Genomic DNA, 26,843 nt, shown 5'->3' with positions numbered 1-26,843 from the left:
TCTCCTTCGTGCGTGACCCCGGCGCCGGTGGGCGGGGGCGGGGAAACTGCCCGGCGATGCGGGAAGCGGGATGGATCGGTCAGGTGACGATGTCGATGCCGAGCCGGGCGAGGATCTCGGCCTTGTAGTCGACGACTCGGTGATCGGCGTGGGAGCGGGGACGGGGCAGATCGATGGCGACCTCGTGCGCGATCCCGCCGTCGGCGATGACGATCACCCGGTCGGCGAGGATCACGGCCTCCTCGACGTCGTGGGTGACGAGCATGACCGCGAACCCGTGCTGCGCCCACAGCCGCGAGACGAGTGCCTGCGCGTTCAGGCGGGTGAGCGCATCGAGCGCCCCGAAGGGCTCGTCGAGCAGCAGCAGGCGCGGATCGAGGGTGAGTGCGCGGGCGAGCGAGACGCGCTGCGCCTGTCCTCCCGACAGCGTGTGCGGCCAGACGTCCTCGTAGTCGCTGAGGCCCACCTCGGCGAGCACGGCGCGCGCCTGCTGCCTCAGCTCGGCGCGGGGTGCGCGGATGCCGAACACGACGTTGCGCCACACTCTCTGCCAGGGCACGAGCCGCGAGTCCTGAAAGCCGACGGCGACGGGGTCCGCATGCTCGACCGTGCCCGCGCTGGGCTGCTCGATGCCGGCGATGACCCGCAGGAGCGTGCTCTTGCCGCATCCGCTGTGCCCGACCACGGCGACGAACTCACCCGCGCGGATGTCGAGGTCGACGCCGTCGAGCACGATGCTGTCGCCGAACTGCTTGACGAGACCTCGCACGTGGACGGCCTGGCCGGCGCCCACGGCGGCGTCCGTCGCGGGCGAAGCGCCCCGGCGGGCTGCCGACTCGCTCACGAGGTGAACCCCCGGCGCCACGGCAGCAATACCCGCTCGAGCAGGGTGACCAGGGCGCTGATCACCAGCCCGATGATCGCGTACAGCACGGCGACGAGGATGATCGCGTCGGTCTGACTCAGCTGCGCGGCCCGCCAGAGGATGTAGCCGAGTCCCTCCTCGGGGGCGATCTCTTCGGCGAAGACGAGAGCGAGAAAGCTGATGACCAGTGCGAGGCGCAGGCCGACGAGGAACTGCGGCAGGGCGCCGGGCAGCACGATGGTGACGATGAGCCGCCATCCCCGCACCCCTCGTGTGGCGGCGAGCTCCCGCAGCTTCGGATCGATGCCGACGATGCCCCCGACGGTGTTCAGGTAGATCGCGAAGGTTGCGGCGAGCACGAGAATGCCGATCCGCAGGGCCTCGCCGATCCCGAGCCAGATCAGCAGCAGCGGGATGAGCGCGGGGAACGGCACCGCCTTGATCGCGTGCAGGGTGCCGTCGAGGATGCGGTGACCCCACCGTGAGAGCCCGGAGATGAGCCCGAGCACGACGCCGATGAGGATGCTGAGTCCGAGACCGGCGAGCACGCGACGGAACGAGACCGCCACGTCGCGCACGAGGGTGCCGTCGGCGAGACGCGAGGTGAACTGCTCCCACACCTGGCCCGGGGAGGCGAGCAACAGCTCGCTGATCCATCCGTTCGAGGTGGAGACGAACCACAGCACCACGGCGACGACGGGAATGAGCAAGGTGGCGCCGAGGGTCAGCAGCCGCGATGAGCCCGGGTCCCGCTTCGCGCGCCGGTGCGCGCGGACGTCGGTGCGCGGAACCCGGCGTGGTGGCTGCGGCGCGGAGGGTGCATCGGCGGTCACGGGCGGCAGAACAGCCGTGGATCGCTCACTGTGCATGGGAGGGCGCCTCTCGGGCGTGAAACGGCGTCACGGGCGAGCTCGAGGGAGCTGCGGAGACGACTGCGGGCATCGAGTACCTATCCATGTAGGTACACGCGACATCCCGCGGGCAAGAGCGTGACGGGTGATGACGCCGCGCTAAGGAAGATGACGGGACGCCCGCTGCCGATTGACCGCGGCGGCGCGGAGTGCAATATTTTTCGCCCATCGGCAGCCCGGGATGGCGCGTTTCGGACATCCTGCGGGTAGGCACATCCGCCCGGGACCCGCCGCCCCACGAGCGTGAGACGGCTCTTGACCGTCCACCGTGTGACCGTCTGCGAGGATCACCGCATGTGCGATCAGGAGCGAGTGCCGACGTACGCCATGGTCTGCGTGCACGGCATCGGCAGACAGGAACGGGGGCAGACCGCGCGCGAGGTCGCCCATGCATTCGCGTTGGGGGCAGCAGAGCTCGCTGGCAAGTGCACGTTCTCCGCCACGACGGACGACGTCGATACCGTGCGCGCACACGTGGTCCTTCCTCACCATCCGCCCTTCGACGTGGTCTTCCACGACGCATGGTGGGACGCTCGCGTCGAACCGGCGGCATCCCGGCGGACGCTGGGGTGGATGCTGCGCGTCGCTCCGTTCGTCTTGGCCGCCACCGTCGCGCTATGGGTGTATGACATCGGCGAGGCGTTCCCCGATCGGCGCCGGCTGGGCGAGGCGCGGCGCACCCTCCTGGCGTGCGTCGCGATCGCGCTGTGCCTGGTGGCCGCGCCGCTGGCGCTCGCGCTCGCGGTGCTTCTCCTGCCGTTCGTTCTCGTCCGCCGCCGTGCACGGCGCCGGATCGGCGAGATCATCGGCGTGTGGTTCGGCGACGCATGGAGCTATCGTTCGGATCTGCTGGACGGGTCGGCGATCGCCTATGTCCTGGAGGTGATGCGCGGTGCGCGGGAGAACGCCGATGCGACCGTCCTGGTGGGTCACTCCCAGGGAGCGGAGCTCTGCCGGCGCGTTGCGTTGCTCGAACCGCCGGAAGGATGCGTGTGGGTGGGGTCGGGCGAGGCGCAACTGGGGATGCTGCGCACGCTACGCCACAGTCCACTGCTGCCGCTGGTGCTGTGGGCGCATGCGCTCGTCGCTTCCGCCACGTTCGGCATCCTCGTCGCGTCGGGCTGGCGGCTGCTGAGCACCGCCTCCATCGCACTGTGGGAGACGGGACAGCGACTGGTCGAGGCGGCGCGGACGGGTTCACCCGTCGCCGTGTCGGATGCGGTCGTCGCAGCCGAAGCCGCGTCGGATGCGCTGTTCCGCGCGGCGTTCGAGTTCCTGCCGGGGGGTTTGGCTCTGGTCGCCGTCCTCTCTGTGACGCTCGTGCTGGTCAGTCTGACCAGGCGCTGGCCGGAGGACATCCCTCGTCAGCCGGAGTGCGAGGTCATGGTCGTGAAGTCTCTGCTCGACCCGGTCTGCCTCGGTCCCGTCAAGCCGGGCTCACCGGTGCGGTACGTGCCTGCAGCCCCGCTGCGCCGCTGGCACCTGGAGCACATCCGGTACTTCGAGAAGGCGCACACGGGCGTCGCGCTCATCGAGGCGCTGATCGGCACGGAGCAGCTGCGACTGGCGCCGCACACGCCGCGCGTCCCCCCTCGGCTCTACCTCGTCGGCGCGCTCGCGGCTGTCGCCTGCTGCGCGGGCATGGGGGCCGTGGGAACCGCCCTGCTGCGCGCCGCCGGGCTCGGCTGACGCTACGACCTCGGCGGCGCCGCCGCGGCCGGCATCGGCGCCGCCGCCGTCAGAAACCACATCCCGCACGAGAAACCACGGCATTCGTGGTTTCCCGGGCCAAAAGTGGTTTCTCGCGCACCGACCTTGCGGGGACGGGCGGGCACACTGGCCGGGAACAGATCAGGATGATGAAGGATCGTGTCCACTTCGATCGATCGTCGTGACGTCGTGGTGATCGGTGGCGGCGTGATGGGGTCGGCCGCGGCCTGGCAACTCGCTCGCCGAGGGATCGACGTGCTGCTCGTGGAGCGTTTCCCGTCCGGAACGTCACCGGGTGCATCGTTCGGCGGGCGCAGGAACCTCAACCTCGGCTACTGGGACGACACCTCCCTCGATCTCCTGGCGCAGGCGCTCCCCCTCTGGGAGCGCGTCGAGGAGGAGTCCGGACTGCGGGTCATGCATCGCACGGACATCGTGATCCACGGCGACGAGCTGCCGGGCGTGGTCGCGGACATGATCCGGCACCATGGCTTCACGGTCGAAGAGAGTCTCAGCGAGGAGTCCGCCGAACGCGGGCCCTGGTTCGGGTTCGGGTTCGGGACCAGGCGGGCGAGAGCGACGTGAACACCTTGCGGCCGGTGAAGCGGTATCCGCCATCGACCGGCACGGCCTTCGTCGTGGAATCGTCGATGACGGCGTCGTTCCCCCGCTCGCCGTGACCGGCGGCGATCACCCTGCCCTCGCGGAGCAGCCAGTCGAACGTGGCGTCGCCGCGCCGATGCGCATCGGCGGCCGAGCCCGTCCAGTACAGGTGCATGTTCAGCGCCAGCGCGGTCGCCGGGGTCCAGTACGCGAGGCGCCGCTGCTCGGCGAGCACCTCCTGGATGGTGAGACCGAGCCCGCCGAGCTCCTCCGGCACGGCGGCCCGGAGGTATCCGACCTCACGGAGGTCGTCGAGGTCTTCGGCGAAGAACGCGTTCTCCTCGTCGTAGCGCGGCGCTCGTTCGTGGAACGTCGCGAGCAGATCGTCGGTCAGGACTCTACGCAGTGCGGTCATGACACCGCTCCTTGTCTCTCGGGTGTTCGTTCTGGGGTTCGGGTGGACGCCGGCCCGCTTCGTTCGGGTCGCGCGAGTCCGAGACGGTCGCGCAGCGTCGTGCCCTCGTACGAGGTGCGGAAGAGCCCGCGCTCCTGCAGGATCGGGACGACGTTCTCGGCGAACAGCCGCATCTGGGTGAAGCTGTTGCCGCCGGGGAACAGCACGAATCCGTCCGCCGCGCCCTCTTCGAACCGCTGCTGCACGAGGTCCGCCGCCTGCGTGTACGTGCCGATGCTGCGCGCGAAGTACCCCGTGAGGGCGGTCTCCTGCAGGAACCGGCGGATGGTGACGGGGCCGAGGCGCTCGGCGATCCGCCGGTAGCGGGCGAGGCCCGTCTGATGCCGTTCGGTGCCCTCGGGAAGCGGCGGGAGCGGGTCGTCGAGCGACAGGCCGCTGAAGTCGATCCCGATCTCCTTCAGTCCGCCGAGCTTCACCTGCAGCACGAGCGAGTCGAGGATCGCGTTCAGGTTGCGTTCCACCTCGTCGTCGTCGCGCCCGACGATCGTGTACAGCCCCGGGAGCACGAGCGGCGGCGACTCGCGCCCGGCCGCATCCGCGAGCTCGATGATCCGCTCACGGAACCTCCGCGCATCGGCGAGCTCCCGATGGCCGGAGAAGACCACATCCGCATGACGCGCGGCGAACCGCGCCCCCGCCTCCGAGGAGCCCGCCTGGAAGAGCACGGGGCGCCCCTGCACCGACCGTTGCATGCCGAGAAGACCGTCGAGCCGGAAGTACGGACCGTCATGATCGACCGTGCGGATCTCCGAGACCTCGTTGATCCTGCCGTCCACGCGGGCGGGCAACGAGGTGGCGTCGCCGAATCCGTCCCACAGTCCCGTGATCACCTCGAGTGCTTCCTCGGCGATCGCGTAGCGGGCGGCGTGGGACGGCAGTGGCTCTCGCGTGAAGTTCACCGCCGTCTCGTCGCCCGCCGATGTGACGATGTTCAGACCGGCGCGGCCGCTGCTGAGGTGATCGAGGCCGAGCGTCTGGCGGGCGATCGTGAACGGCGGCTCGAACGTCGTCGTCGCGGTGACGACGATGCCCACGCGCTCGGTCGCCGCAGCGATCGCTCCCCCGAGGGTGAACGGCTCGTCGTTCTTGGTGGCCGCGTACGGCCATGCCACCCGGGGGCCGAAGGTGTGGGTGTCGGCGAAGAAGAACGCGTCGTACAGCGCCCGCTCGGCATCGCCGTCGACTACGTCTGGGACTGGCAGGACGAGGAGGAACGGGCGGCCCGCATCCGCCCGGAGACAAAGGCGATCTTCACGGAGGCCATCCCGTCGTGGAGGCGGTGGACTACGCCGGTCTCCCCGGCCATCCGTCATCGGGCCTTGCCGAGCGCCTGTACGGCGGCCGCACCGGCTCGATCTTCGCGTTCACCGTGCCCGGCGGCGCCGACGGCGCCCGCACGTTCATCGACCGCCTGCAGCTCTTCTCGCGGATGACGAACATCGGCGACACGCGGTCGCTCGTGCTCCATCCGGCTACCACGACACACCGCCCGTTCTCCGAGGAGACGCGCCGCGGGCTCGGGATCACCCCCGGCCTCGTAAGACTGTCGATCGGGCTGGAAGGAGTCGACGACCTGATCCAGGGCCTCGACAACGGTCTCCGCGCGCTCGTCCGCGGCTGAGCGCGGCTCCGAAGCTCAGCAAGGACCACGGCGTCCGTCCGCTTGCCTCGCATGCCGGCGGGATCCGGGATCGAACGTCACCGCGGACGTTCGCCGATCTCCGCCCCTTCACGCAATCGAGACAGATTCCACCGCAGCGCTGCCGGCACCATCGGTGATCCCGCGTGCGGGAACGTCACGCCATCCAGCGCCTCGGCGAAGCGCTCGAAGAGATCGTCGAGCACCTTGCGCGCCCGGATCGGGCGCACTCCCCACGACGCGGCTTCGCGCTCGAGATGACCACGTGTGAGGTTGCGGTGGTCGAACACCCCGTCGATGGCGAGGGCGAGATCCCAGTTGATCCGTTCCTCTTGGAACAGGTTCGGGACGGCGTCATAGAGGTCCGCGACACGGTCCTCGCCAGGAAGATGCAGGATGGAGACGTTCTTCGCGTGGCCGTCGTTGTCGCCGATGAGCACGCGGAACGCGAGGTGCTCCAGCCAGGTCGTCAACGGATCGCCGTCGACCCCGGCGAGCACCTCTGCGATGGCGTACGCCGATGCCCGCGACGGGTCACGTGGGCGATGAGGATCCTGGAACTTGGCGACATCCGACGTCCAGTCGAGCCCTATCGCCTGAGCCGCGTCCTCCTGATGAACGACCTCGACGAGGTCGCCTGTCACGCGACGGTCGTACCGCTCGATTGCGAGATACGGCGCCTTGTCGAAGCGCCGCATCTCGCTCCTGAACGACGCGAGGCCCACAGCTCGCGCCAGCAGATGCCCGTAGTACTCGTCGTACAGTCGCGCGGTCGCATTCGTCCGCGGCGGCTTGAGAATGTGGGTCGAATGGGCGCTCCCGTGTGGCTGATACCAGTTGCCGTCGCCGAAACCCGCAACCAGCACCTTCGCTTGGAAGCCGGGGATCATCGACCGGCTGTCATCGCGCGCACCCTGGTTGTGTCGGCTCGTCGCCTCGGCGAAGGCTCGGCGCAGCATCCCCGAGGTCATCCGGTCGTACCGGGCGGTGTCGACGGCGGGGCGAAAGCTGAGCGCACCCGCCAGTGAGCCGCCGTACTCGCGGAGGAAGCCGAAGAGGTCGTCCGAAGCGATGCCGCGAGCGACGGCCATCGCGTTGCGCTGGTTGCCCTCAGGCAGATATCCGCCGAGAAACCGTGACAGCCTCGTACGGTCAGGATCGAGCCCGGGGATGACAGCGAAGCTCTCGGTAAGGCGGACACCCGCCATATCGGGCTCGTCGTTCCAGCTGAGCTCGACGGTGCGCCGGCTTCGCCCGCCCGCCGTGAGGGTTCCGATCGGTCGCCCCGCCAGCGACACCTCCAGCAGCTCAGGCACGCGTGACTTCGTCGGTCTGCGCCATCGGGCGATCGAACGAGACTGTGACGCGGATCCCGAGACGACGCAGCACGCGGAAGACTCGCTCGAGCTGGATGACCGGCTTCCCCGATTCGAGGCCGGCGAGGTATGTTCGCGAGAATCCCAGTGACGCGGACAGATCCGCCTGCCGAATCCCCTGAGCTTCTCGTACCTGGGCGATGATCGGGCCGAGGTCCGACGCTCTTCGCACTTCCGTCTCGATGCGTGCTCCCACGATTCCCCCTCTTGTGCGCCGTCAAGAATTCCGCACATCCCGACGCGTCCGGATTTCAAGACATTAGCAGATGTCTTGATTTTCGGACATAGACGGGTGTCCGAGAATTCGGACATCATCGCCTCGGATGTGGGGCGGGGAGCGGTGTGATCCTGCACGCACCTCACGAACTACCCGTGCCCCAGATGGGGAGGCCCGCGTAGGGAAGCGAGCTGTCGATGGCCGCGCGCGGAGATCACGAAGAAGTACACCCGTGCTTATGCGAAAGCATCGAAGAAGGAACGCGGCCGTCTCCTCGACGAGGTCGTCGCGGTGACCGGCTGGTCCCAGGACAACGCCCACAGGCGCCTGGGCGATGCGGCCAAGCTCGTGCCGGCAGGCCGCAGGCACGCCTCATCCGCCGATCGCGTAGGACCGTGCGATGAGGTCGGCCATCGCCTTCCGGAAGTCGTCGCGTCGTCGCCGGCTCCAGCCCGCGGTCAACTCGTCGAACACCCGCTCCTGCCACACGTGGGCCTGCCGCAGGACAGCGCGCGCGCTGGGCGTGACAGCGACCTCGCGTCTGCGGCCATCGGATGGCGCGGTGGCCAACGTCAGGTAGCCGGCATCGACCGCGCTCTCGATCAGACGCGACGCACCGCTCTGATCGATGCCGATCTCATCCGCGACCGCGTTCACTGTCGCAGGCTCCTCACGGTCGACCAGTGCAGCCACGGCCTCCGTCGCCAGGACCAGCCGCCCCCGCTCGACGACGGAGGCGTCGCCCGCGGTGGAACGACGCGACCAATGCCGCACGAAGCCGAACAGGAGCTGCCCCGGTCCCGGCGCACTCATTCCGTCGCGGCCATCTCGCGACAGATGTATGCCAAGTCCAGCGCCGACTCCAGATCGGGCAACCGCAGCACGGCCGTGACCTTCGCGCCCGCGACGCGGAACACCGTCGCCAGGCGAGTCGGCGTCTGATCCTCGGGCCACGTCGCGTCCTCTTCGACCACCATCAGCCGCCCACTGATCGGATGCCACGAGCGCGGCACCAGCCGGATGCCGGATCGCTCCACCCAGTCGGCGAACTGCTCCGGCGAGATCGGCCCTGCGCTCTTCGGCCCGAGCACCACGACCGGATCGCCGACCGCCGACGCAGATCGCCGGAGTTCACGGCCTCATGCCACTCGGCTGCGCCGTCAGAAACCAGATCCCTCGCGGGAAACCACGGCATTCATGGTTTCTCGGGCTGCAAGTGGTTTCTCAGGGACACGTCCTCGCCGAATGCGCCTCGGATCTCGTCGGCTCGATGCTTCCTGGGCCTCTTGCGGTCGCCGCCTGCTGCGCGGGGATGCGGGCCGCCGGAACCGCCCTCATGCACGCCCTCGGACTCGGCTGACACACGACGTCCGCTGATCCCGGAACAAGTCACCCCACCTGCGAACACTTCTGGTCCCATCGCCTCGCGAACCGACCTCCTCGCCGACCGCCGAGCGAGCCCCGCCCGTCGAGCACCGCGTAATCGCTCGAAGTCCCCCGGAATCTCAAGGGTCGCAGTCGCGCAATCGACCGTTACGCGCGGGTCCGGTGGCGAAATACCCGGGTAACCGGGCCTCGTGATGATGGGCACACGCGCTGGTCACCAGTCGTACGGGCTGAAAGGAGCCAGGGATGACGGTTCTCACCTACAGCGGAGACACCAAGCTGCTACGACGAGTGTTCTCCGGATTCCCGTGCGGTGTGGCCGCACTCGCCGCAGTGGTCGACGGATCACCCCAGGTACTGGTCGCATCGTCCTTCACCGTCGGCGTGTCGCAGGATCCTCCGATGGCGCTGTTCGCGGTGCAGAGATCGTCTACGACCTGGCCGGACCTTGCGAGCGTCGAGCGCATCGGCGTCTCCGTTCTCGGCACGACACACGGCCAGGTCTGCCGCCAGCTCGCCTCTCGAGACAAGGCGATCCGCCTAAAAGGCATCGCCTACGTGGAGACCGAGACCGGCGCGGTCCTGCTCGAACAGGCCGCTGCCTGGATGGAGTGCTCGGTCGAGCACATCTACCCCGCCGGCGACCACGACATCATCGTCCTGAGACTGCACGGGCTGATGGAGCACGACCATCTGCCTCTCGTCTTCCACCGCTCGGAGTTCCGCAATCTCGCCTGAACGAGCACACCGCCCAGAAGGGACAACATGATCGGCATCGCCGTCGTCGGAAACCCCAAGATCGCCTCGCGCACAAAGGATGCGGCGGCCCGCGTGCTCGACGGACTCGGCGCTGACGACGTCCGAGTCCTCGAGCTCGCCAAGCTCGGCCCGGCGCTGCTCGGCTGGGGCGATCCGGCGGTGAAGGATGCCGTCGCCTCGGTCCAGAACGCAGACGTCGCCGTCTTCGCGAGCCCCACGTTCAAGGCCTCCTACACCGGACTGCTCAAGCTCTTCGTCGACCAGTTCGCCGGACAGACCGGACTCGCGGGCACCATCGCGGTTCCGTTGATGCTCGCCGCGGCCCCGGGACACGCACTCGTTGCCGAATACACGCTGCGCCCCGTCCTCTCCGAGCTCGGCGCCACCCTTCCGACCGCGCCGCTGAGCCTGATCGACTCGGCATACACGGAGGACGGCGTGCTGGAGGCCTGGGTGCACCGTTGGTCCCCCGCCATCCACGCGCTGATGGGGAGACGGTGACGGGCACACAGTTAATCTCGTCTTTACCCACGATGACCGGCGAGGGAACACAGGCCGCCTACGGTGTGAGGCAGGGGCCGACCGATGCGCGGCACTCCTGATGGAGACGAGGGGCAGACGTGCAGAGCCTGGCCGAAGATTCCAGTGAGTCCCGCCGACACCCGCGCGCGGCGGGAGGGTCTGCGCGCGGCATGCAGACCCAGGTCAATCGCGTCCGCGACCTCATCGACGCCGCGCTGAAAAGCGGCGTCTACGAGGTCGGCGAGCCCCTCATCGAGGATCGGCTCATGGTCGCTCTCGGTGCCAGCCGCACCGCCGTGCGCACCGCGCTGCGTATGCTCGCCGATCAGGGCCGCCTCATCCGCAAGCCGCGCGTGGGCACGTTGCCCGTGCCATCCGGCGTGCGGGTTGCGATCGACGACATCTCCTATCTCGATCCCATCGATCCGAGCCACACCCTTGCAGTCACGATCCGGGTGACCGACCGGCGACCCGTTCCGACATCGGCGCTGCTCGCCGCCGTGCTCGAGACGGACGATCCCTATGTGCGTCTCACCGAGAACGTCTACGTGCACGACGGCGAGGTCTTCGGCATGCGCACCGCCTACTACCGGCTCGCTGCGGGCCTCGAGCCGCGCGTCGTGCAGATCGCGGACATGCCGCAGATCGCGCGCGATGTCTTCCAGGTCGACCAGCTGATCGTCGACTCCACCGAGATCGGCACCGCCGAGGCGGACGCAGCGTCCGCCCGCGTCCTGGGCGTGGAGCCGCATACGCGGGTGCTCACGAGGCGCCAGGTGTTCGTCGACCGCGATGCGCATCCCGTCCAAGTCGCCTTCGACCAGTACCGCCCCGACGAGGTGACGTTCGTCAGTATGAACGCGATGATCCGCGCCCGTCCGTCCGGCGCATGCGAGACGTCCGGCGCATGAGAAGGGCTGCCGAGACGGCGCATCCGCCGAACAGCACCGTGACACACACGAGGATCAACAGCACCGGCGCCCACGAGCCGCCCCACTGCGATACCGCCCCGATGAGCACCGGCCCGGCGGACGCCACCGCGTAGCCCGTGCCCTGCACGATCGCCGACATGGCCGCAGGGCCGCCGGCTCCGTGGCCGTGATACTGGATGATCGCGCCGAAGATCACCACGAACGCACCGGCATGCGCAACACCCCCGAACATCAACCACAGCGGGGCCAGGGCGGGGGCGAGAAGAAGCCCGGCCGTCATCGCCGACCATGCGATCGACACGACGAGGGTCGCGGTCAGGTTGCCGAAGCGACGAACGACGATCGGGATCCCCAGCGCCCCGGCGATGCCGACGATCTGGAAGACGGATGCGGTCGCCGCGGCCGTGCCCGACGAATGACCGCCGTGCTCGGTGAGGATCGTCGGGAGCCAGGCGGTGATCGAGAAGTAGAGGAGCGCCTGGGCGCTGAACGCGCACGAGAGCAGGACGGTGACGCGGCGCCATCGACGATCACGTCCGCCACCGCGCGATGTCGCCTCAGCGGCATCGCGCGGCGAGCCGGCCTCCGCTGCCCCGGCGTCGCCGGCGGCACGGAGGGCACGAGCCGATCGACGCGACCACCACCGCCACCCCACCAGGGCGATGACGACCACGGGCGCGGATGCGACCAGCGCCGCCTGCCACCCCGCGAGCCCCGCCACAGCGGCTGTTCCCACTGTTCCCGACATCGACCCGATCGACGCGCTCGCGACGTACGCACCAGTGAAGGCCGATTGACGATCGGGGCGGATGCGGGCGCCCGCGAACACCGGCATCGCGACATTCCCGAGGGTGATCGCGATCCCGACGATCAACGTTCCCACGACGAGCAGCTCGTAGGTGCCGAGGGCGCGGAGGACGAGCCCCAAGGCGATCGCCGAGAGCGTGATCGTCAACGCCCGATCGATGCCGACGCGGGTGACGACATAGGCGGCGAGAGGGGTCGCCGCGGCGAAGCAGAGGAGAGGAAGACTGGACACGAGACCGACCGAGGACGGTGGCACCTCGAGCCCCGCTTCGATCTCTCGTGCGACGACCGCGGGTGCCGCCAGCGGTCCTCTCATCGCGAATCCGACGAGCAGGAGCACGAGCGCCCCGGCCGCGAACCGCCACGCGACAGCCCTCGGCCGGGGACTCGTTACTTGCATGAGGGACGCGCTCCGGTATCAGAACGCGAGGATGTTCTCTTTCAGGGTCGCCCCCTGATATTCGTCGCGGATCAGCCCACGGCGCCTGAGCGCGGGCCCCAGGCCGTCAGAGACCTCGGCGATGCTGCGACGTGTCATCGGCAGGTAGATCAGGAAGCCGTCGCCTCCCACCTCGTCCATGATGTCTCCCATCTGCTCGGCCACCGTGTCCGGACTTCCCACCAGTCCGAGGTCCGTGATCTGGTACGAGGACGCCACGACCTGACGGAGCGTCTTCCCTTCGGTGTGCTGGAAGAGGTTTGCGATCGAGCTGTTCTCGCCGTTCTGCTTCGAGAGGTCGATCTGGTCCACGGGCGTGTCCGGGTCGATGGCCCCGAAGTCGATCCGGCCGCCGCTCGTGTACGACATGTTCCAGAGGTTGTACTCGATCGCCGCGTCCGAGCTACGTGCGGCCTCGATCCGGCGCTTCTTCTCCTGCGCGTCCTCATCGGTGTCGGCGATGACGGGAGAGGCGAGGAACAGGAGCTTGATGTCGTCGGTGCTGCGACCGAACGACCGTGCTCGGCGGTGGATGTCCTCTCGATACTCCTTCATGTCCTCGACGGTCTTGCACATCGCCATCTGCGTGACGTCGAAACGTGCCGCGAGCTCGCGCCCGGGCGCCGAGCCGCCCGCGGACACGACCGGGACGACGCCCTGCGGCCCCGGGATGGTGTTGAGCGGCCCCCGGGATGAGAAGTACTGGCCCACGAAGTCGATCGGCTGCACGAAACGGTGGTCCGCATAGCGCCCGTTCTCCGCGTCCGCGAGCACGGCGCCAGGCTTCCACGTGGACTGCAGCTGCTGGACGACGTCGATCCACTCCATGGCCATCTTGTATCGCTCATCGTGCGGAAAGTGCTCCGTGTACCCGAAGTTCTGCGCAACGCGATCGGTCACTGACGTGACCACGTTCATGCCGACCCGGCCTTCGGTGAGGTGATCAAGAGTCGTGTACAGACGCGCCGCGAGGTAGGGGTGGTACTGGATCGTCGAGACGGTGGGCACGACGCCGATGTGCTCGGTGGCGCGCGCGATGAGCGGCACCAGCGGCATCGGATCGTTCTTGGGCGTCATCAGTCCGCGACGCAGCGAGACCTCGGCCGAGCCGTTGTAGGAGTCCTCGACCATCGCCGTGTCCTCGATGAGGATGTAGTCGAAGCCGGCCCGTTCCAGGTTCTGAGCCAGGTCGATGTACAGATCCGGCTTCATCCAGTCGACGACGTTCGTCCCCGTCCACGGCCCGTGCCCGTTGTGCGCACTCCACTCCTGGATCCCGAATCCGTTGCCGAGAAACCATCCGAGGTGAAACATGGCGGTCGTTCCTTTCTTTGTTGACTGTTCGCAGGCGACGTCCGGCTCTGCGAGCCGCGACGTCGGGTCAGGGGGCGGCGAGATTCCGATATGCCTCGACGAGGCCACGCGCGTAGTCGCTCGCGGGGGCGGTCAACAGCCGATCGGTCTCCCCTCGTTCCACGACATCGCCGTGGTACATGACCAGCAACTCGTCGGTGATGAAGGCGGTGGCGGGCAGCTGGTGCGAGATGAAGACGAGCCCCATACCGTGGTCGCGGACGTATCGCTTGAGAAGATTGAGGATGCGGGCCTGCACCGACACGTCGAGAGCGCTGATCACCTCGTCGCACACGACCAGACGCGGCCGGACCACGAGTGCTCGGAGGATCGCCATCCGCTGGCGCTGTCCGCCCGACAGCTCGGTCGGCATGCGATCGATCAGTTCGGGCGCGATCCCCATCTCCGGTGCGAGCGCCTCGATGCACTCGTCGGCACGAGCGCGATCCAGGCCGCCGAGCACCTGCGCCGGGATGCGCAACGACTGCCGGATCGTCAAGCACGGGTCGAAGCTTGCCGAGGTGTCCTGCTGGATCATCTGCACGTCCCGCCGGAACTGCAGCGCCGACCTACGGCCCGCCAGCACCTCGCGCAACGGCCGCTCGTCGTAGAGCACGTCGCCTCCGCTCGGGCGGCTGAGCCCCAGCAGCATCCTTCCAAGCGTCGACTTGCCCGACCCCGACTCGCCGACGATGCCCACCGTATCGCCGTCGGTCAGCGTGATCGACACGTCGTTCACCGCGATCTTGTCTCCGTAGACCTTGCGTGCACGTTCCGCGCGCAACAGCGTCGCCGTCATGTCATCCTCCGATCGCCGCGATCACGGGTTCTTCCGTCGTCGCGCCGCTGTCGAACACCGGAAGCTCATCGAGATCCGCCGAGTCCAGACGTGGCACGCTCGAGAGCAGACCGAGAGTGTACGGATGCTGCGCCCGGCTCAGGTCTCGAGCTGGCAGGTTCTCGACGATCTCGCCCCGATACATCACCACCACGTAGTCGGCGAACCGCGCGCACAACTCGATGTCGTGCGTGATGAACAGCAGCGCAGCTCTGCCCTCGTCGGCCATGCCGGTGAGCGTTCGCATCGTGGCGAGGCCGATGTTGACGTCGAGCGCGCTCGTCGGCTCGTCGGCGATGAGCAGCGCGGGATCACCTGCCGTGGCGATCGCGACCATGACGCGCTGCCGCATCCCGCCCGACAGCTCACCGGGCCGTGAGGCCATCACGAACTCGGCGTCCCTCACTCCCAGCGCATCGAGCCTCCGGATCGCCTCTGCGGAGGCAGCGCGCCTGCTCAGCGCATGCGTCTTGCGAAGGACACCGGTGATCTGGCTGCCGACCGTCGAGACCGGGTCGAGCGAGGTCATGGCGTCCTGGAACACCATCGAGATACCGGGCACCGACCGGGGAATGCGGGTGTGCGGCTGCGTCAAGGGCATACCTCGATAGGCCAGCCGTTCCGCGGTGACCGTGCCGAGGCGTGTGTCGATGAAGCCGCCCAAGGCGAGACCGAGGGTCGTCTTCCCCGATCCTGATTCGCCGACGATCGCCACCCGTTCGCCCTCGTAGACGCGCAGCGATGCGTCCTTCACCGCGTGGAAACCGCCGTAGTGCACATCGAGATGGTCGACCTCGAGGAGGGGCTGCGTGCTGTTCTCAACGTTCACTGGGGCTCCTGCGTAGGGGGATACCGGTGCGGGGCGGCGTTCGCACGCCCCGCACCACGCTCAACCGATGGACAGCTGCGAGTAGTCGATGACGTTGTCGGTACGGAAGACGTATCCGTCCAGTTGGTTCGCGAAGGCGTTCAACGGCTGCACGCTGCCGAACCAGATCGTCGGCACGTCCTCCTGGATGCGCAGCTGCGCCTGGTTCCAGTGGAGGCCCGCCTCGTCCGACAACGGGTCGCCCGCGGCGTTGCCGTCGACGAGCGCCTGGTTGAACTCCGCGTCGTCCCAGTCCGGCCAGTTGATGACCGAGCCGGGCGTGTAGAACAGCCCGAGCACGTAGGGCGGCGACTGGACGATCGCGTAGTCGCGGCCCATGCTCGCCTGGAACGTCTTCGACGCGAGGCCTTCCTGGAACGTCGCGTTGTTGACGGTGTCGATGGTGACGTCGAAGCCCGCGTCGGCCGCCGCAGACTGGATCTGCACCGCCGTCTCCTGAAGGTCCGGGTAGGAGTTGTTCACGGTGAGCGTGAACGCGACGGGCTCGGTGTACCCCGCGTCCTCGAGGATCTCCTTCGCTGTGTCCGGGTCGTAGGTCCACGGCTCGAGCCCGTCGCCGACGTAGCCGGGGGCGGTCGAGTCCAGGATGCCGGTGAGCGCCGACATCCGCCCGCGATACACGTCCTCGAAGATCGCCTCGTACGGGATGGCGTGGCTCAGCGCCTGCCTCACCGCGACGTCGTCGAAAGGCGCCAGGGTGGTCGTGAGCGGTACGTAGACCATGGCGTTGGAGTGCACGTCGAAGATCTGACCGGTGCCGTCCTCCTCGATCGTCTGCTGGTCGGCGGGCCGCAGCTGGGTGGCGATGTCGGCGTCCCCGTTGCCGAGGAGATTCGCCCGCTGACCCGCATCGGCGACAACCCTCTGCACGACCCGCGTCACCGCCGGCTCCCCGCCGACGAAGCCCGGGTTCGCCTCGAACACGATCTGCTCGCCCGCGGTGTAGTCGGTGACCTCGTACGCGCCGAAGCCCCAGTTGTGGTTGGACGCCGACCATTCCACGGCCCACGGGTCATCGTCGGTCGCGTGCTCGAGCAGCACGTCGGAGTCGTAGACCGCGTACATCCAATTGGCCAGGAGCGACAGCAGCGTGAAACCGTAGCCGGGCTCTGCGACCGTCACGGCGACGGTCATGTCGTCGATCTTCTCGAACTGATCGGCCGAGGTGATGATCGGAGAGCTGATGAACTCCACGAACGCTGTCGGCGCGAGGAACTTGCGCTCCATGGAGAAGAGGACATCGTCTGCGTCGAGGCTGTTGCCGGCGGTGCTCAGCGCATCGGGATCGAGGTGGAACGTGTAGGTCAGTCCGTCGTCGCTGGCCTCATAGCTCTCCGCGAGGAGCGGCTCGAAGTCGTAGAGGTCCTGATGGGCGGCGAGCCCGTCGGAGCCCTCCACATAGGGGTTACGGATGAGTGTCGCCCCCGTGTTCATGAAGTACTCGGCGGCCTCATAGCCAGTGCCCGACCAGTCGTTCGCGAACGACTGGGTCTGCGCCGCGGTCACGATCGTCACTGCGGCGCCGGAGGCCGACTCGTCACCCCCTCCCCCGGAGCAGGCGGCGAGGACGAGCGATGCGGTGAGAACGGCGCTGACCCCCGCTGTTCGGGTGCGCCAAGACCTGGATGACATGAGGTTCTCCTGGGTATCTGTCGGGTGGAACAGGGATGGAGGGTGAGCCGGGGACGCGGAAGCTCAGCGACGTCTGTCGAAGAGTGCGGCTGCGAACGCCGAGGCCGCCCACACCGCGAAGCACAGCGCCAGCGCCGGGAAGAAGGCGGGCCACCACCGCCCGACTGCGGCGTCGGCAGCCCCGATCGCGAGCATGCTGCCCCATTCGGGTGTCGGCAGGGGGATGCCGACACCCAGGAAGCCGAGGCCCGCACTGAAGATAATCGCCATGCCGAACACCGCTGAGGTGTTCTCGAGCGCCGGACTCGCGGAGTTCGGGAGCACGTGGCCCCAGAGCAGCCGTAGGCTGCTCTCACCGGAGATGCGTGCTGCGTCGATGTAGGCCTCGGAACGCACCCTCAGCACCTCTGTGCGCACAAGACGAGCCTGGAACGGCATCAGCACGGCGGCCAGCGCCAGCGCGATGACGACGACGTTGCGGCCGAAGAACGAGACGGCGACCAGCCCGCCGATCAGCACCGGGATCGCTTGGAACAGATCGAGCGCACGAGCGAGGACGCGCGCGACGGTGCGCGGCACACGGGCGTGAGATGCTTCGAACATCCCCACGAACATGCCCAGCAGGATCCCGGTGACCGTGGCGAGCATCGTCACTGCGAGCGAGAGCAGGATGTCGAGTCTCGTCGCGGAGACGACGCGTGAGAAGACGTCGAGACCGTTCGAGTCGGTGCCGAACCAGAACTGAGCGCTCGGCGGGGCGGACGTGGGTCCGACGACCCGTGTGGGATCGTGCGGCACGATCACGGGCCCGAGAAGCGCGACGATCAGCAGGACGAGGAAGGGCAGCGCCGCCAGCAGCCGTTGAGAGGGAACGGCTCGTCTGCGCCGCGAGAGGACGGGCGGGCGCCCCGTGCGCATCGTGAGCGCTGCCATCATGCCTCCGTCTTTCTCCCGGTCCGCCGTCGCGGATCGAGGACGCCGTTGACGATGTCGATGAGCAGGTACACGGCCAGGCACACCGCCGCGATCACCACGAGCACCGAGCGCAACGCGTAGACGTCGGATCCGTTGACGGCGTCCACCGCGTACTGGCCGGTGCCGCCGAGGCCGAAGAGCGCTTCGAGCACGACCGCTCCTCCGACGAAGAGGCCGAAGAGCATGCCGAGCATCGTGATCATGGATGGCAGTGCGCTGCGGTAGATGCCGATGTACACGGCGCGGCGCGATGCGCCCGATGCGATCCGGAAACGCGTCGACGGTGCATCGATCGCCGCATCCAGACTCGGGATCATCGTCTTCATGAGGATCGCGGTGTGCGCGACGATCATCACGAGCACCGGGAGGGTCAGGTGCTCCGCATAGGATCCGAACGCTCTCAGGTCGCCGGCGATCAGCGCGTCGAGCAGACTGAAGCCGGTCGTCGTGGGCGGGGCGATGAGCATCGGCGAGAGGCGGCCGGTCGGCGCCGGCGCGAGGCGCAGCGTCGTGTAGAAGACGAAGATGAAGGCGATGCCGAGCACGTATTCGGGAAGTGCTCCCGCGGAACGCGCGTACGCGATGAGCGGGCGCGTCCACCACGAGCCCTTGTGCGTGACCACGAGGTGAGAGAGAAGCAGTGCCGCGATCACGCCTCCGGCGAGACCGAGCGTGATGAGCTCGAGCGTCGCGGGCACCCTCACGGCGAGGTCCTCGGCGACGGGACGCCCGGTCACGATCGACGTGCCGAGATCGAGACGCAGCAACTGCATCAGATACTCACCGAACTGCTGCCACAGCGGCAGATCCAGCCCGAGCTCGGCCCGCGCCCGCTCGTAGTCCTCACCGCTGAGACGGCCGCCTGAGGCGACGAGCACGGGGTCGCCGGGAACGAGCTTCACGAGAAAGAAGGCGAGAACGGCGAAGGCGATCACCGACGCGATCCACGTCAAGAGGATGCGGACAAGCCACGCGGCGGTCTCTGCCAGAACGCGGCGACGGCGCAGAGCGACCAGGTCGCGCACTGGTCCGGACGGCTGCACAGCCGAAGGCGCCATCTGCGGCGCTGGTTCAGTCGTGGTGTCGATCAGCACGATGCGCCCTCCGGATCAGGTTCGGCTCCTTGGTCCCTTCATCGTGGGAGTTCGATGTTTCTTTGGCGTGCGTATGCCGTGACAAGACAATTGCGCGACTTGCAACCTCCACGCGCCGTGAAAAAAGACCAGACGAGTAGCCCAATTCGCGATCCCGGTCGCACCACTGCGCGTTCTGCCCGCAGACGCGAGGATCCCGCCATCAGAAACCAGATCCCTCGCGGGAAACCACGGCATTCATGGTTTCTCGGGCTGAAAGTGGTTTCTTAGGGACACGTCCTCGTCGAATGCGTCTCGGATCTCGTCGATGGAGCGTGCCGTGCTCAGAAGAAGGATCAGGAGCATCCGCGCCTTGGGGAGTACCTCGCCTCCGGCGCGATCGACGCGGCGACGGAGTTCTCCCTCAGCCGCACGCCCTTCCCCCGTCTGGGGCGACCGGAGGATGTCGCGGGGTCCATCCTGTTCCTCGCCTCGGACGACTGCACGTTCGTCAGCGGACATGTGCTCGCCGTCGACGGGGGCTGGACTGCCTACTCACCCGCCAACCGCCCCGGAACCGGTCCCTGAGCAAGGAGCGAAGCGACGAGACGAAAGGTCGCGGCACCCGTCCCGCGTGAGTGCACGAGGGACGGAAACACACTCCCAATGAGAAGAGGACTCCACAATGCTCGATCTGTCGGGCCGCGTCGCCATCATCACCGGGGCGGCATCGGGAATCGGTGCCGCGACCGCGCTCGCGTTCGCTGATGCCGGCGCCTCGCTCGTGCTCGCCGACTACGCGCCGGACGGTCACGACATCGCCGGTGTCATCGAGACGGCCGCAGCGAAGGGGGTGACGGCGATCTCGCAGGCGGTGGATGTTCGTCGCTCCGAGGATGTCGATGCCCTGGTGTCCACGGCGCTGCACCGCTTCGGTCGGCTCGACATCGTGCTCGCGAACGCGGCGATCGCCCGCAAGGTTGCCGCCGCACAGTTGGACGATGCGGCCTGGAGCGATCTGATCGATGTCGATCTCACCGGGGTGTGGCGCCTGTTCCGTGCCGCCCTCGGGCCCATGCGCGCGGCCGGGCACGGGCGGCTGCTCGCGACGTCGTCCACGGTGGGAAACCAGGAGTCCTGGACAGAGCACGTGCACTACTCCGCCGCCAAAGCGGGCGTCGTCGGTCTCGTGCGCAGCCTCGCCGCCGAAGTGGGGCCCGACGGCATCACCGTCAACGCCATCGCGCCGGGGATCATCGAGACGCCGCAGACTCTCGACGCCGCGAACTCGCTCGGGGCTCTCGGGATCGGCGCGACGGCAGAGTCGCAGCCGATACGCCGCGTCGGACGCCCCGACGACATCGCGAACGGCTTCCGCTACCTCGCCAGCGACGAGGCCTCTTTCGTCACGGGCCAGCTCCTGGTCATCGACGGAGGACGCACTCTCGTCAGGTGACCCGCCCGCGGCACGCTCGCTGAGGAAGTCGAAGGCGAGACGAAGCGATCCACGTGCCCGCCACGGCTCTTGACCGTCCATGGTCCGGCATCTGCGAGGATCGCCCCATGTCCGAGCAGGAGCGTGTGCCGACGTACGCGCTGGTGTGCGTGCACGGCATCGGCACGCAGGCGCGGGGGCAGACCGCGCGCGAGGTCGCCCATGCGTTCGCGTTGGGCACAGCAGAGCTCGGCGGCAGGTTCATCCCCTTGGCGGCGGCGGAAGACGTCGACACCGTCCGCGCACGCGTGGCACTTCCCGACCATCCGCCGTTCGATGTGGTCTTCCGCGACGCGTGGTGGGACGCCCGCGTCGAGCCGGTGTCACATCGACGGACGCTGGGATGGATGCTGCGCGTCGCTCCGTTCGTCCTGTGGGCCACCGTGGCGCTGTGGTGGCACGACATCGGCGAGGCGTTCCCCCGCCGGCGCCGCGTGGACGAGCTACGGCACACCCTGCTGGCGTGCCTCGCGATCGTGCTGTGCCTGGTGGTCGCGCCGCTCGTGCTCGTGATCGCGCTGGTCCTGCTGCCCTTCGCTCTCGTCCATCCCTGCACACGGCGGCGGATCGGCGAGGTGATCAGCGTATGGTTCGGCGATGCGTGGAGCTATCGTTCCGATCTGCTGGACGAGTCGGCGATCTCCTACGTCCTCGAGATGATGCGCGAGGCGCGTGCGAAGGCCGATGCGACCGTCCTTGTGGGGCCACTCGCAGGGAGCGGAGCTCTGTCGCCGGGTCGCGCTGCTCGAACCGCCGGACGGATGCGTGTGGGTGGGGTCGGGCGAGACGCAGCTGGGGATGCTGCGCACCCTGCGCCGCAGTCCGCTTCTGCCGGTGGCGCTCTGGGCGCATGCGCTCATCGCTCCCGCACTGTTCGGGATCCTCGTGGCGTCGTGCTGGCGGCTGCTGAGCACGGCCTGCATCACGCTGTGGGAGATGGGACAGCAGCTGGTCGCGGCGGCGTGGACGGGCTCGGCCTCCGCCGCGTCGGATGCCGCCGTCACAGCCGAAGCCTCCTCGGATGCGCTGTTCCGCGCCGCGTTCGAGTTCCTCCCGGGCGGCATCGCCCTGCTCGCCGTGCTCTCCGTGACGCTCGTGCTGGTCGTCTTGACCAGGCGTTGGCCGGCAGATGTCCCCCGTCAGCCGGAGTGCGAGGTGATGATCGTGAAGTCTCTGCTCGACCCCGTCTGCCTCGGCCCCGTCAAGCCGGGCTCGCCGGTGCGATACGTGCCGACCGCGCCTCTACGCCACTGGCATCGGGAGCACATGCGGTACTTCAAGAAGGCCCACACAGGAATCGCTCTCGTCGAGGCGCTGGTCGGCACCGAGCAGTTGTGCCTGGCCCCATACGCGCCACGCGTCGCCCGGCGACTCTATCTGGCGGGCGCGCTCGCGGCCGCCGCCTGCTGCGCGGGGATGTGGGCCGCCGGAACCGCTCTGATGCGTGCCTTCGGACTCGGTTGATCCACTCGCCTCGCGAACCAACCTCCTCTTCGGCCGCTGCGCGAGCTGAGCATACGACCTCCCGGCCGCCGAGCGAGCCCACCCCACCCCGGTCGCTGAGCGAGCCGAAGGCGAGACGAAGCGCCCCACCCCGGTCGCTGAACGAGCCACTCCACCCCGGTCGCTGAGCGAGCCGAAGGCGAGACGAAGCGCCCCACCCGCACCTCGTCCACCGAACGGCGGACAGCGCTCGCGGGCCATCCCCGCTACGCTCCTCTGAGGAGCCTTCGAATCGTGACAGCAGATTTTCGACCGGACACACCGCCGACACAATCGGCTGCTAGTGTTCCCGGCGTCAGCCGCTCGCCAGATACTCAGGGGGATGATGTGTCGACCGATAGCCAGGTCGATGCGACGACGGAGTCGCTGGAGCCATCGCAACAGTCAGACGAGCAGCATGCAGCGCAGGGGACATCAACCTCGACGCCGATCACCAGTTCAACGCCTCTTCCCCACAAGCCTTCAGTGAGAAACTGGCGCCGCAGCTACCAACGCAGACTCTTGATCACCGACTTCCTCGCTCTCGTCTGGGTCGTGTTCGGTACACAGATCGCGTGGTTCGGTCTCGGCAATGCACAGCTGTCGATCATGCAAGACAGCCGCATCAATGATGTCTCTTACTGGCTCTTCTCAGCCGGACTCGTCTTGGCGTGGCTCGCGGCGCTTTCGTGGAGCGACTCGCGAAGCGATCGCGTGATCGGTACCGGGTCAGCAGAGTATGTCCGTGTCGCCGATGCGAGTCTTCGTCTCTTCGGAGCGATCGCGATCGTCGCGTTCCTTACGCGGATCGATGTGGCACGTGGATTCCTCCTGATCAGCCTGCCTCTCGGCGTGGCCGTGCTCCTCCTCACCCGATGGCTGTGGCGACAGTGGCTCATTGCGAAACGAGCATCTGGCGAGTTCTCTGCCCGTGTACTGCTCGTCGGCTCAGTGGATTCCGTCGCCCAGATCGCTCGCGAACTGCAACGCAACCCGAGCGCGGGGTACGACGTGGTCGGCGCCTGCACTCCAAGCGGCACGGTGGCGGGCACCGTGCCCGGTACGAGCATCCCGATGATGGGCTCCGTCAACTCCGTGGAGCGGGCGATGTATCTGACGAACGCCGACACGGTCGCGGTCACCAGCACGGACGAGCTGCCGCCCGACAAGGTGAAGCAAATCTCGTGGAACCTGCAGGCCGGCCGTCAGCACCTCGTGCTCGCGCCGAGCATCGTCGATATCGCAGGCCCGCGGCTACACACCCGGCCGGTCGCAGGCCTTCCGCTGATTCACGTCGAGACGCCTCGCTTCTCGAAAGGGCAGGCCTTCGTCAAGCGGACATTTGATGTCCTTGGTGCGACCACGTTCATCATATTGCTCTCTCCGATCCTGCTTGCCGTCACGATGGCTGTGGCGTTCACGAGCAATGGTCCGCTGCTCTACAAGCAAGAGCGCGTCGGACACCACGGGCGTCCTTTCTACATGCTGAAGTTCCGGTCAATGCGTGTAGGAGCCGATAAGGAGCTCAAAGCGCTTCTCGAGGCTCAGGGTACGAGCGAGAAGCCACTCTTCAAGATCAAGGACGATCCGCGGGTCACACCCGTCGGACGATTCATCCGCAAGTATTCGCTCGACGAACTTCCCCAGTTGTTCAACGTGCTGGGTGGTTCGATGAGCCTCGTCGGCCCCCGCCCACAGATTGCCGCCGAAGTGGCGCTCTACTCGGATGCCGCACGACGCCGATTGCTTACGCGTCCCGGTCTCACGGGTCTCTGGCAAGTCAGCGGGCGGTCCATTCTTGAGTGGGAGGATGCGGTACGTCTCGATCTTTTCTACGTGGAGAACTGGTCCCTCGTCGGGGATCTGGCGATCTTGGCAAAGACAGCTAAAGCCGTCATAGCTCCCGGGGATAGTGCTCATTGAGCTGAACCCCGAGTACTTATGTTGGACGTAGATAGTCGCCCCGCGTAGCATCGTTTGCAGAGAAATTGATCAGAGACTCGCACCCCTCGACCCAAGCGTCGCGGATGTGAGAACTATTCGCGCCCCAATGAGAAATGTGGCACTACCCAGCCCCCTTCTTCCGAGTACCCCGCGAAAGCCCCGAATCGTCGGTAACGGCGAAAGTGAGACCATTTTGGACGAACGCAAAGAGCACGAGGAAACGCCGCATATACGCCGAGTGACGCGCCGTAAACTCCTTAGCGTCGCCGCCGCCGGGGGAATAGCCGCGCTCGGAGGGCTGGGACTCGCGACTTTGATTCGCTCGGACGAAAGCGACCGTTTCGTGATGCCGCCAACACCTACTGAAGGCACAAACCAATCGACTGAGCTTCCGAAGGTCGCAGCATTATCAATGCAAAGCCCTCCAGCGGCAGCAATTTGCACCGCGAGAACAAATACTCGCCGAATTTCTTCTCGCGGTCGCCCCACTAGCCAATAGCATAGTGGATGATCGGTCACCGCTGCGCGGATGGATAGGTGACGGATGGTGTCGAGAACCATGCAATCCAGAAAATGCGCGGATCATGGAGCAGGTGGCGTCGCTCACCTGGTTCTACGCCAATGAACGGTCGTGGAATCCCTATTACCACGACGACACGCTACTCGCACGAATCGAAATTGCACTGAACTTCTATATGAGGCTACAAGCCACAGACGGAGGATTCCCTGAAGGCGAGGAGGGACTTAGCCGACTCGCACCCACAGCCTTCGGGACGGTCGCCCTGACTTCAGTTCTCGCCGATCTTAGATCGTCACAAGCACTGCCGCACCAACTCTCCGAATTGGAACACACACTAGCCGCGAGCAGCGAATGGATCATGTCGTCCGAGCGTGGGTATTGGTCCTCGCCGCGAGTGCCTTCCAACCAAGTCGTTGCGGGGCTGGTGGGTGTTTCGCGGGTCGCCGATGCACTCCAAGACCAAACCATTGCTTCCGATGTGCCCAGGCGGATCGCCTGGCTTGAAGATAATGGGCAATCTGCGGCCGGGTACTTCCTCGAAGAGGGGGGAACCGACCTCGGGTACGGTCTCGCCGTCACCCTCCCCTATCTCGCTGAGCTCTATCAGCAAACCCACGATCCTCGATTGATTCATATGGTGCGCAAGTGGGTAGGCTTTACCAGCCTCATGGCGTTGCCTGAATTTGACGGCTCTGGCTTCGTCGTTTTCGATGCACTTAACACACGCACGACGCTCCCGGAGCTTACGGGAACCCCGGAGGATTCTCGAGATGCTCGCGCTTTCGGTCGGCAGTTTATCGACTTTGTTCCAAGCATCTCAGTCTTCTTCGAAACGCGAGCCGAGAAGATGGAAGCACGCTCGTCTTGGGCTCAGAGCTCCTCGGACATATCTCCTCGCGAGAGAGGAGATATTCGACCTCGCCTGATGCACCAGATTCCAGCCGCACGCTTGGGTGCCGACGCAAGCGAACGCGAAGCGCAGATCAACAATATGACGCCCTTGAAGGAGAGTCGATTTACCCGTTCCTTCAACTCGCCCGGCGAGCAAAGCTTTCTGTTTGTGCGACGCCCCGGGTATTATTTCGCGGGATCAACCGGTAAGCGTGCAACTGATCGCGTCCGCTCAGGCCCTGGGCTCCTATGGGGCCCGAGATTCGGAACGCTGGTCGCATCACGAGGTGGGTCTTCGGAAGGGTACTGGACGTCCACCTCGGACGGAATGGATAGCGCGCGGATCGATTCGATTGGCACCTATTTTAAGGGGAACTCTATTTCGGATCCCGAAATAGACCCGGAAGATCTCGTGTCAGTTTCCGGCTTGTTCACGGCCAGTTTTTCCGACGACGAGAAGATGGTGTCCAAGTTTGTGACCTTCGAAGATAACAAACTGTCAATGCGCATACGCGCAAAGACTACCACGCAGGAGGTTATCCCCTTCCTTCTTCGCGTCGATGACGCAATAAAAATTGACGATCAAGAACGTTTTAACCCTCGGAGCATTGAGTCCACAAGAGCGAGATCTCTATCAATATTTAGAGGCGATGCCGGCGTTAGTGTCACATGGGACCAGAATCTTCAGATACGGCTGAAAAGGAGCACCTACACCTACTTCAAAGAAGGGTTAATACGACACACGCTCTATATCTACCACGATGGAAATATCAACCTCGCTTTCAAATTCTCGTAGCGTAGCGTTTAGAATTCTTGCGGCGAGAGGCCGGTTCGAGGAGAGCGGGGCGAGCGGTACGCGGAGATCATCCAGCTCTGGCGTGGCAGCTGGACGGAGTTTGCGCTCTTCCTTGAATAGGGAGCCTGTCGCAGTATGCCGATGACCCGAGGTGGACGGGTCTGGTGCAGTGGCGTCTCGATTTGTCTGAATCGGCCTGACTTTTGTTCCTATCGGGAGCCTTGGCCAGCGGGTGCTGGTTCGGCGGATTCTTGGTCAGCGTAGTACGCGTCCTCGATCTCGATCGGGGTGCGCATGTCGAGCTCGCCGTGGAG

General features: G+C 66.7%; 26 protein-coding genes. 11 read left to right on the top strand and 15 right to left on the bottom strand.

The window, feature by feature from the left end; all coding sequences use genetic code 11:
• Nucleotides 1-79 precede the first annotated feature (79 nt).
• Both GVL03_RS12050 and GVL03_RS22040 read right to left on the bottom strand, forming a co-directional pair.
• Nucleotides 80-844 carry an ABC transporter ATP-binding protein gene (locus GVL03_RS12050; protein WP_235038143.1) on the bottom strand — a complete coding sequence of 255 codons (765 nt, stop codon included), beginning with the start codon at nucleotides 842-844 and terminating at the stop codon, nucleotides 80-82.
• On the bottom strand, nucleotides 841-1,698 hold the full coding sequence (locus GVL03_RS22040) for an ABC transporter permease (protein WP_200847160.1): 858 nt from the start codon (nucleotides 1,696-1,698) through the stop codon (nucleotides 841-843). The genes GVL03_RS12050 and GVL03_RS22040 overlap by 4 nt, the downstream gene beginning before the upstream one ends.
• Before the next feature lie 372 nt (nucleotides 1,699-2,070).
• Between GVL03_RS22040 and GVL03_RS12045 the strand changes: the two genes are divergently transcribed.
• Both GVL03_RS12045 and GVL03_RS12040 read left to right on the top strand, forming a co-directional pair.
• Entirely contained in the window at nucleotides 2,071-3,465 is a 1,395-nt protein-coding gene (locus GVL03_RS12045; protein WP_159501245.1) for a hypothetical protein, read from the top strand.
• Nucleotides 3,466-3,645: 180 nt separating this feature from the next.
• Entirely contained in the window at nucleotides 3,646-4,071 is a 426-nt protein-coding gene (locus tag GVL03_RS12040; protein ID WP_200847159.1) for an FAD-dependent oxidoreductase, read from the top strand.
• Here the strand turns inward: GVL03_RS12040 and GVL03_RS12035 are convergent.
• Together GVL03_RS12035 and GVL03_RS12030 are read right to left on the bottom strand one after the other, a co-directional pair.
• Complete coding sequence (locus GVL03_RS12035; RefSeq protein ID WP_159501244.1) at nucleotides 3,998-4,504, bottom strand: acyl-CoA dehydrogenase family protein; 507 nt, start codon at nucleotides 4,502-4,504, stop codon at nucleotides 3,998-4,000. The genes GVL03_RS12040 and GVL03_RS12035 overlap by 74 nt on opposite strands.
• Nucleotides 4,501-5,877, bottom strand: coding sequence for an NtaA/DmoA family FMN-dependent monooxygenase (locus tag GVL03_RS12030; protein ID WP_159501243.1), 1,377 nt, complete (start codon nucleotides 5,875-5,877; stop codon nucleotides 4,501-4,503). The genes GVL03_RS12035 and GVL03_RS12030 overlap by 4 nt, the downstream gene beginning before the upstream one ends.
• Here GVL03_RS12030 and GVL03_RS12025 point away from each other — a divergent pair.
• Nucleotides 5,835-6,185, top strand: a complete 351-nt coding sequence (locus GVL03_RS12025) for a PLP-dependent transferase (protein ID WP_235038142.1) — start codon at nucleotides 5,835-5,837, stop codon at nucleotides 6,183-6,185. The two genes, GVL03_RS12030 and GVL03_RS12025, sit on opposite strands and share 43 nt — an antisense overlap.
• A 77-nt stretch (nucleotides 6,186-6,262) precedes the next feature.
• On the opposite strand, the gene GVL03_RS12020 is transcribed toward GVL03_RS12025, so the two are convergent.
• The 4 genes from GVL03_RS12020 to GVL03_RS12005 form a co-directional block, all read right to left on the bottom strand.
• Nucleotides 6,263-7,519: a HipA domain-containing protein gene (locus GVL03_RS12020; RefSeq protein WP_159501241.1), complete on the bottom strand. Its 1,257-nt coding sequence runs from the start codon at nucleotides 7,517-7,519 to the stop codon at nucleotides 6,263-6,265.
• Complete coding sequence (locus GVL03_RS22725; RefSeq protein ID WP_373683842.1) at nucleotides 7,512-7,751, bottom strand: helix-turn-helix domain-containing protein; 240 nt, start codon at nucleotides 7,749-7,751, stop codon at nucleotides 7,512-7,514. Before GVL03_RS22725 ends, GVL03_RS12020 begins: the two co-directional genes overlap by 8 nt.
• A 417-nt stretch (nucleotides 7,752-8,168) precedes the next feature.
• Nucleotides 8,169-8,609 carry a MarR family winged helix-turn-helix transcriptional regulator gene (locus GVL03_RS12010; RefSeq protein WP_159501239.1) on the bottom strand — a complete coding sequence of 147 codons (441 nt, stop codon included), beginning with the start codon at nucleotides 8,607-8,609 and terminating at the stop codon, nucleotides 8,169-8,171.
• Nucleotides 8,606-8,890, bottom strand: a complete 285-nt coding sequence (locus tag GVL03_RS12005; protein ID WP_159501238.1) for a hypothetical protein — start codon at nucleotides 8,888-8,890, stop codon at nucleotides 8,606-8,608. Before GVL03_RS12005 ends, GVL03_RS12010 begins: the two co-directional genes overlap by 4 nt.
• A gap of 538 nt (nucleotides 8,891-9,428) precedes the next feature.
• Here GVL03_RS12005 and GVL03_RS12000 point away from each other — a divergent pair.
• From GVL03_RS12000 to GVL03_RS11990, 3 genes are all read left to right on the top strand, one after another.
• Nucleotides 9,429-9,920 (top strand): flavin reductase family protein, encoded by a 492-nt coding sequence (locus tag GVL03_RS12000; protein ID WP_159501237.1) that lies wholly within the window; start codon nucleotides 9,429-9,431, stop codon nucleotides 9,918-9,920.
• A gap of 27 nt (nucleotides 9,921-9,947) precedes the next feature.
• Entirely contained in the window at nucleotides 9,948-10,442 is a 495-nt protein-coding gene (locus GVL03_RS11995) for an NADPH-dependent FMN reductase (RefSeq protein ID WP_159501236.1), read from the top strand.
• A gap of 191 nt (nucleotides 10,443-10,633) precedes the next feature.
• On the top strand, nucleotides 10,634-11,374 hold the full coding sequence (locus GVL03_RS11990) for a GntR family transcriptional regulator (protein WP_159501235.1): 741 nt from the start codon (nucleotides 10,634-10,636) through the stop codon (nucleotides 11,372-11,374).
• Here the strand turns inward: GVL03_RS11990 and GVL03_RS11985 are convergent.
• The 7 genes from GVL03_RS11985 to GVL03_RS11955 form a co-directional block, all read right to left on the bottom strand.
• Entirely contained in the window at nucleotides 11,313-12,602 is a 1,290-nt protein-coding gene (locus tag GVL03_RS11985) for a CynX/NimT family MFS transporter (RefSeq protein WP_159501234.1), read from the bottom strand. The genes GVL03_RS11990 and GVL03_RS11985 overlap by 62 nt on opposite strands.
• Nucleotides 12,603-12,620: 18 nt before the next feature.
• Nucleotides 12,621-13,955 (bottom strand): NtaA/DmoA family FMN-dependent monooxygenase, encoded by a 1,335-nt coding sequence (locus GVL03_RS11980; RefSeq protein WP_159501233.1) that lies wholly within the window; start codon nucleotides 13,953-13,955, stop codon nucleotides 12,621-12,623.
• Nucleotides 13,956-14,022: 67 nt separating this feature from the next.
• Nucleotides 14,023-14,793 (bottom strand): ABC transporter ATP-binding protein, encoded by a 771-nt coding sequence (locus tag GVL03_RS11975; protein WP_159501232.1) that lies wholly within the window; start codon nucleotides 14,791-14,793, stop codon nucleotides 14,023-14,025.
• A 1-nt stretch (nucleotide 14,794) separates the two neighbouring features.
• Nucleotides 14,795-15,661 carry an ABC transporter ATP-binding protein gene (locus GVL03_RS11970; protein ID WP_159501231.1) on the bottom strand — a complete coding sequence of 289 codons (867 nt, stop codon included), beginning with the start codon at nucleotides 15,659-15,661 and terminating at the stop codon, nucleotides 14,795-14,797.
• Between the two features lie 60 nt (nucleotides 15,662-15,721).
• A complete protein-coding gene (locus GVL03_RS11965; RefSeq protein ID WP_159501230.1) occupies nucleotides 15,722-17,353 on the bottom strand; it encodes an ABC transporter substrate-binding protein in 1,632 nt (543 codons plus the stop codon).
• Between the two features lie 63 nt (nucleotides 17,354-17,416).
• A complete protein-coding gene (locus GVL03_RS11960) occupies nucleotides 17,417-18,289 on the bottom strand; it encodes an ABC transporter permease (RefSeq protein WP_159501229.1) in 873 nt (290 codons plus the stop codon).
• Nucleotides 18,286-19,422 (bottom strand): ABC transporter permease, encoded by a 1,137-nt coding sequence (locus tag GVL03_RS11955; RefSeq protein ID WP_200847158.1) that lies wholly within the window; start codon nucleotides 19,420-19,422, stop codon nucleotides 18,286-18,288. The genes GVL03_RS11960 and GVL03_RS11955 overlap by 4 nt, the downstream gene beginning before the upstream one ends.
• Nucleotides 19,423-19,800: 378 nt before the next feature.
• Between GVL03_RS11955 and GVL03_RS11950 the strand changes: the two genes are divergently transcribed.
• The 5 genes from GVL03_RS11950 to GVL03_RS11930 all read left to right on the top strand — a co-directional run bounded on the left by GVL03_RS11950 (nucleotide 19,801) and on the right by GVL03_RS11930 (nucleotide 26,529).
• Complete coding sequence (locus GVL03_RS11950; RefSeq protein WP_159501271.1) at nucleotides 19,801-19,989, top strand: SDR family oxidoreductase; 189 nt, start codon at nucleotides 19,801-19,803, stop codon at nucleotides 19,987-19,989.
• A 97-nt stretch (nucleotides 19,990-20,086) separates the two neighbouring features.
• Nucleotides 20,087-20,857, top strand: coding sequence for an SDR family NAD(P)-dependent oxidoreductase (locus GVL03_RS11945; RefSeq protein ID WP_159501228.1), 771 nt, complete (start codon nucleotides 20,087-20,089; stop codon nucleotides 20,855-20,857).
• A gap of 810 nt (nucleotides 20,858-21,667) precedes the next feature.
• Nucleotides 21,668-22,360, top strand: a complete 693-nt coding sequence (locus GVL03_RS11940; protein WP_159501227.1) for a hypothetical protein — start codon at nucleotides 21,668-21,670, stop codon at nucleotides 22,358-22,360.
• A 366-nt stretch (nucleotides 22,361-22,726) separates the two neighbouring features.
• The gene (locus GVL03_RS11935) at nucleotides 22,727-24,301 is read left to right on the top strand and encodes a sugar transferase (RefSeq protein WP_373683841.1); all 1,575 of its coding nucleotides are present in this window, start codon (nucleotides 22,727-22,729) and stop codon (nucleotides 24,299-24,301) included.
• 605 nt (nucleotides 24,302-24,906) lie between these two features.
• Nucleotides 24,907-26,529: a hypothetical protein gene (locus GVL03_RS11930; RefSeq protein WP_159501226.1), complete on the top strand. Its 1,623-nt coding sequence runs from the start codon at nucleotides 24,907-24,909 to the stop codon at nucleotides 26,527-26,529.
• Nucleotides 26,530-26,843 lie beyond the last annotated feature (314 nt).

Source organism: Microbacterium sp. 18062 (assembly GCF_902706225.1).
Lineage (GTDB): Bacteria > Actinomycetota > Actinomycetes > Actinomycetales > Microbacteriaceae > Microbacterium.
This window is presented reverse-complemented; position numbering and strand designations above follow the sequence as displayed.

Coding starts and splice junctions, on each gene's coding strand:
- GVL03_RS12010 (WP_159501239.1), bottom strand. CDS start 8,609: ATGAGTGCGCCGGGACCGGGGCAGCTCCTGTTCGGCTTCGTGCGGCAT.
- GVL03_RS12030 (WP_159501243.1), bottom strand. CDS start 5,877: ATGACGGATGGCCGGGGAGACCGGCGTAGTCCACCGCCTCCACGACGG.
- GVL03_RS12035 (WP_159501244.1), bottom strand. CDS start 4,504: ATGACCGCACTGCGTAGAGTCCTGACCGACGATCTGCTCGCGACGTTC.
- GVL03_RS11945 (WP_159501228.1), top strand. CDS start 20,087: ATGCTCGATCTGTCGGGCCGCGTCGCCATCATCACCGGGGCGGCATCG.
- GVL03_RS11985 (WP_159501234.1), bottom strand. CDS start 12,602: ATGCAAGTAACGAGTCCCCGGCCGAGGGCTGTCGCGTGGCGGTTCGCG.
- GVL03_RS12000 (WP_159501237.1), top strand. CDS start 9,429: ATGACGGTTCTCACCTACAGCGGAGACACCAAGCTGCTACGACGAGTG.
- GVL03_RS11990 (WP_159501235.1), top strand. CDS start 10,634: ATGCAGACCCAGGTCAATCGCGTCCGCGACCTCATCGACGCCGCGCTG.
- GVL03_RS11965 (WP_159501230.1), bottom strand. CDS start 17,353: ATGTCATCCAGGTCTTGGCGCACCCGAACAGCGGGGGTCAGCGCCGTT.
- GVL03_RS11960 (WP_159501229.1), bottom strand. CDS start 18,289: ATGATGGCAGCGCTCACGATGCGCACGGGGCGCCCGCCCGTCCTCTCG.
- GVL03_RS11930 (WP_159501226.1), top strand. CDS start 24,907: ATGGAGCAGGTGGCGTCGCTCACCTGGTTCTACGCCAATGAACGGTCG.
- GVL03_RS11975 (WP_159501232.1), bottom strand. CDS start 14,793: ATGACGGCGACGCTGTTGCGCGCGGAACGTGCACGCAAGGTCTACGGA.
- GVL03_RS11995 (WP_159501236.1), top strand. CDS start 9,948: ATGATCGGCATCGCCGTCGTCGGAAACCCCAAGATCGCCTCGCGCACA.
- GVL03_RS11980 (WP_159501233.1), bottom strand. CDS start 13,955: ATGTTTCACCTCGGATGGTTTCTCGGCAACGGATTCGGGATCCAGGAG.
- GVL03_RS12045 (WP_159501245.1), top strand. CDS start 2,071: ATGTGCGATCAGGAGCGAGTGCCGACGTACGCCATGGTCTGCGTGCAC.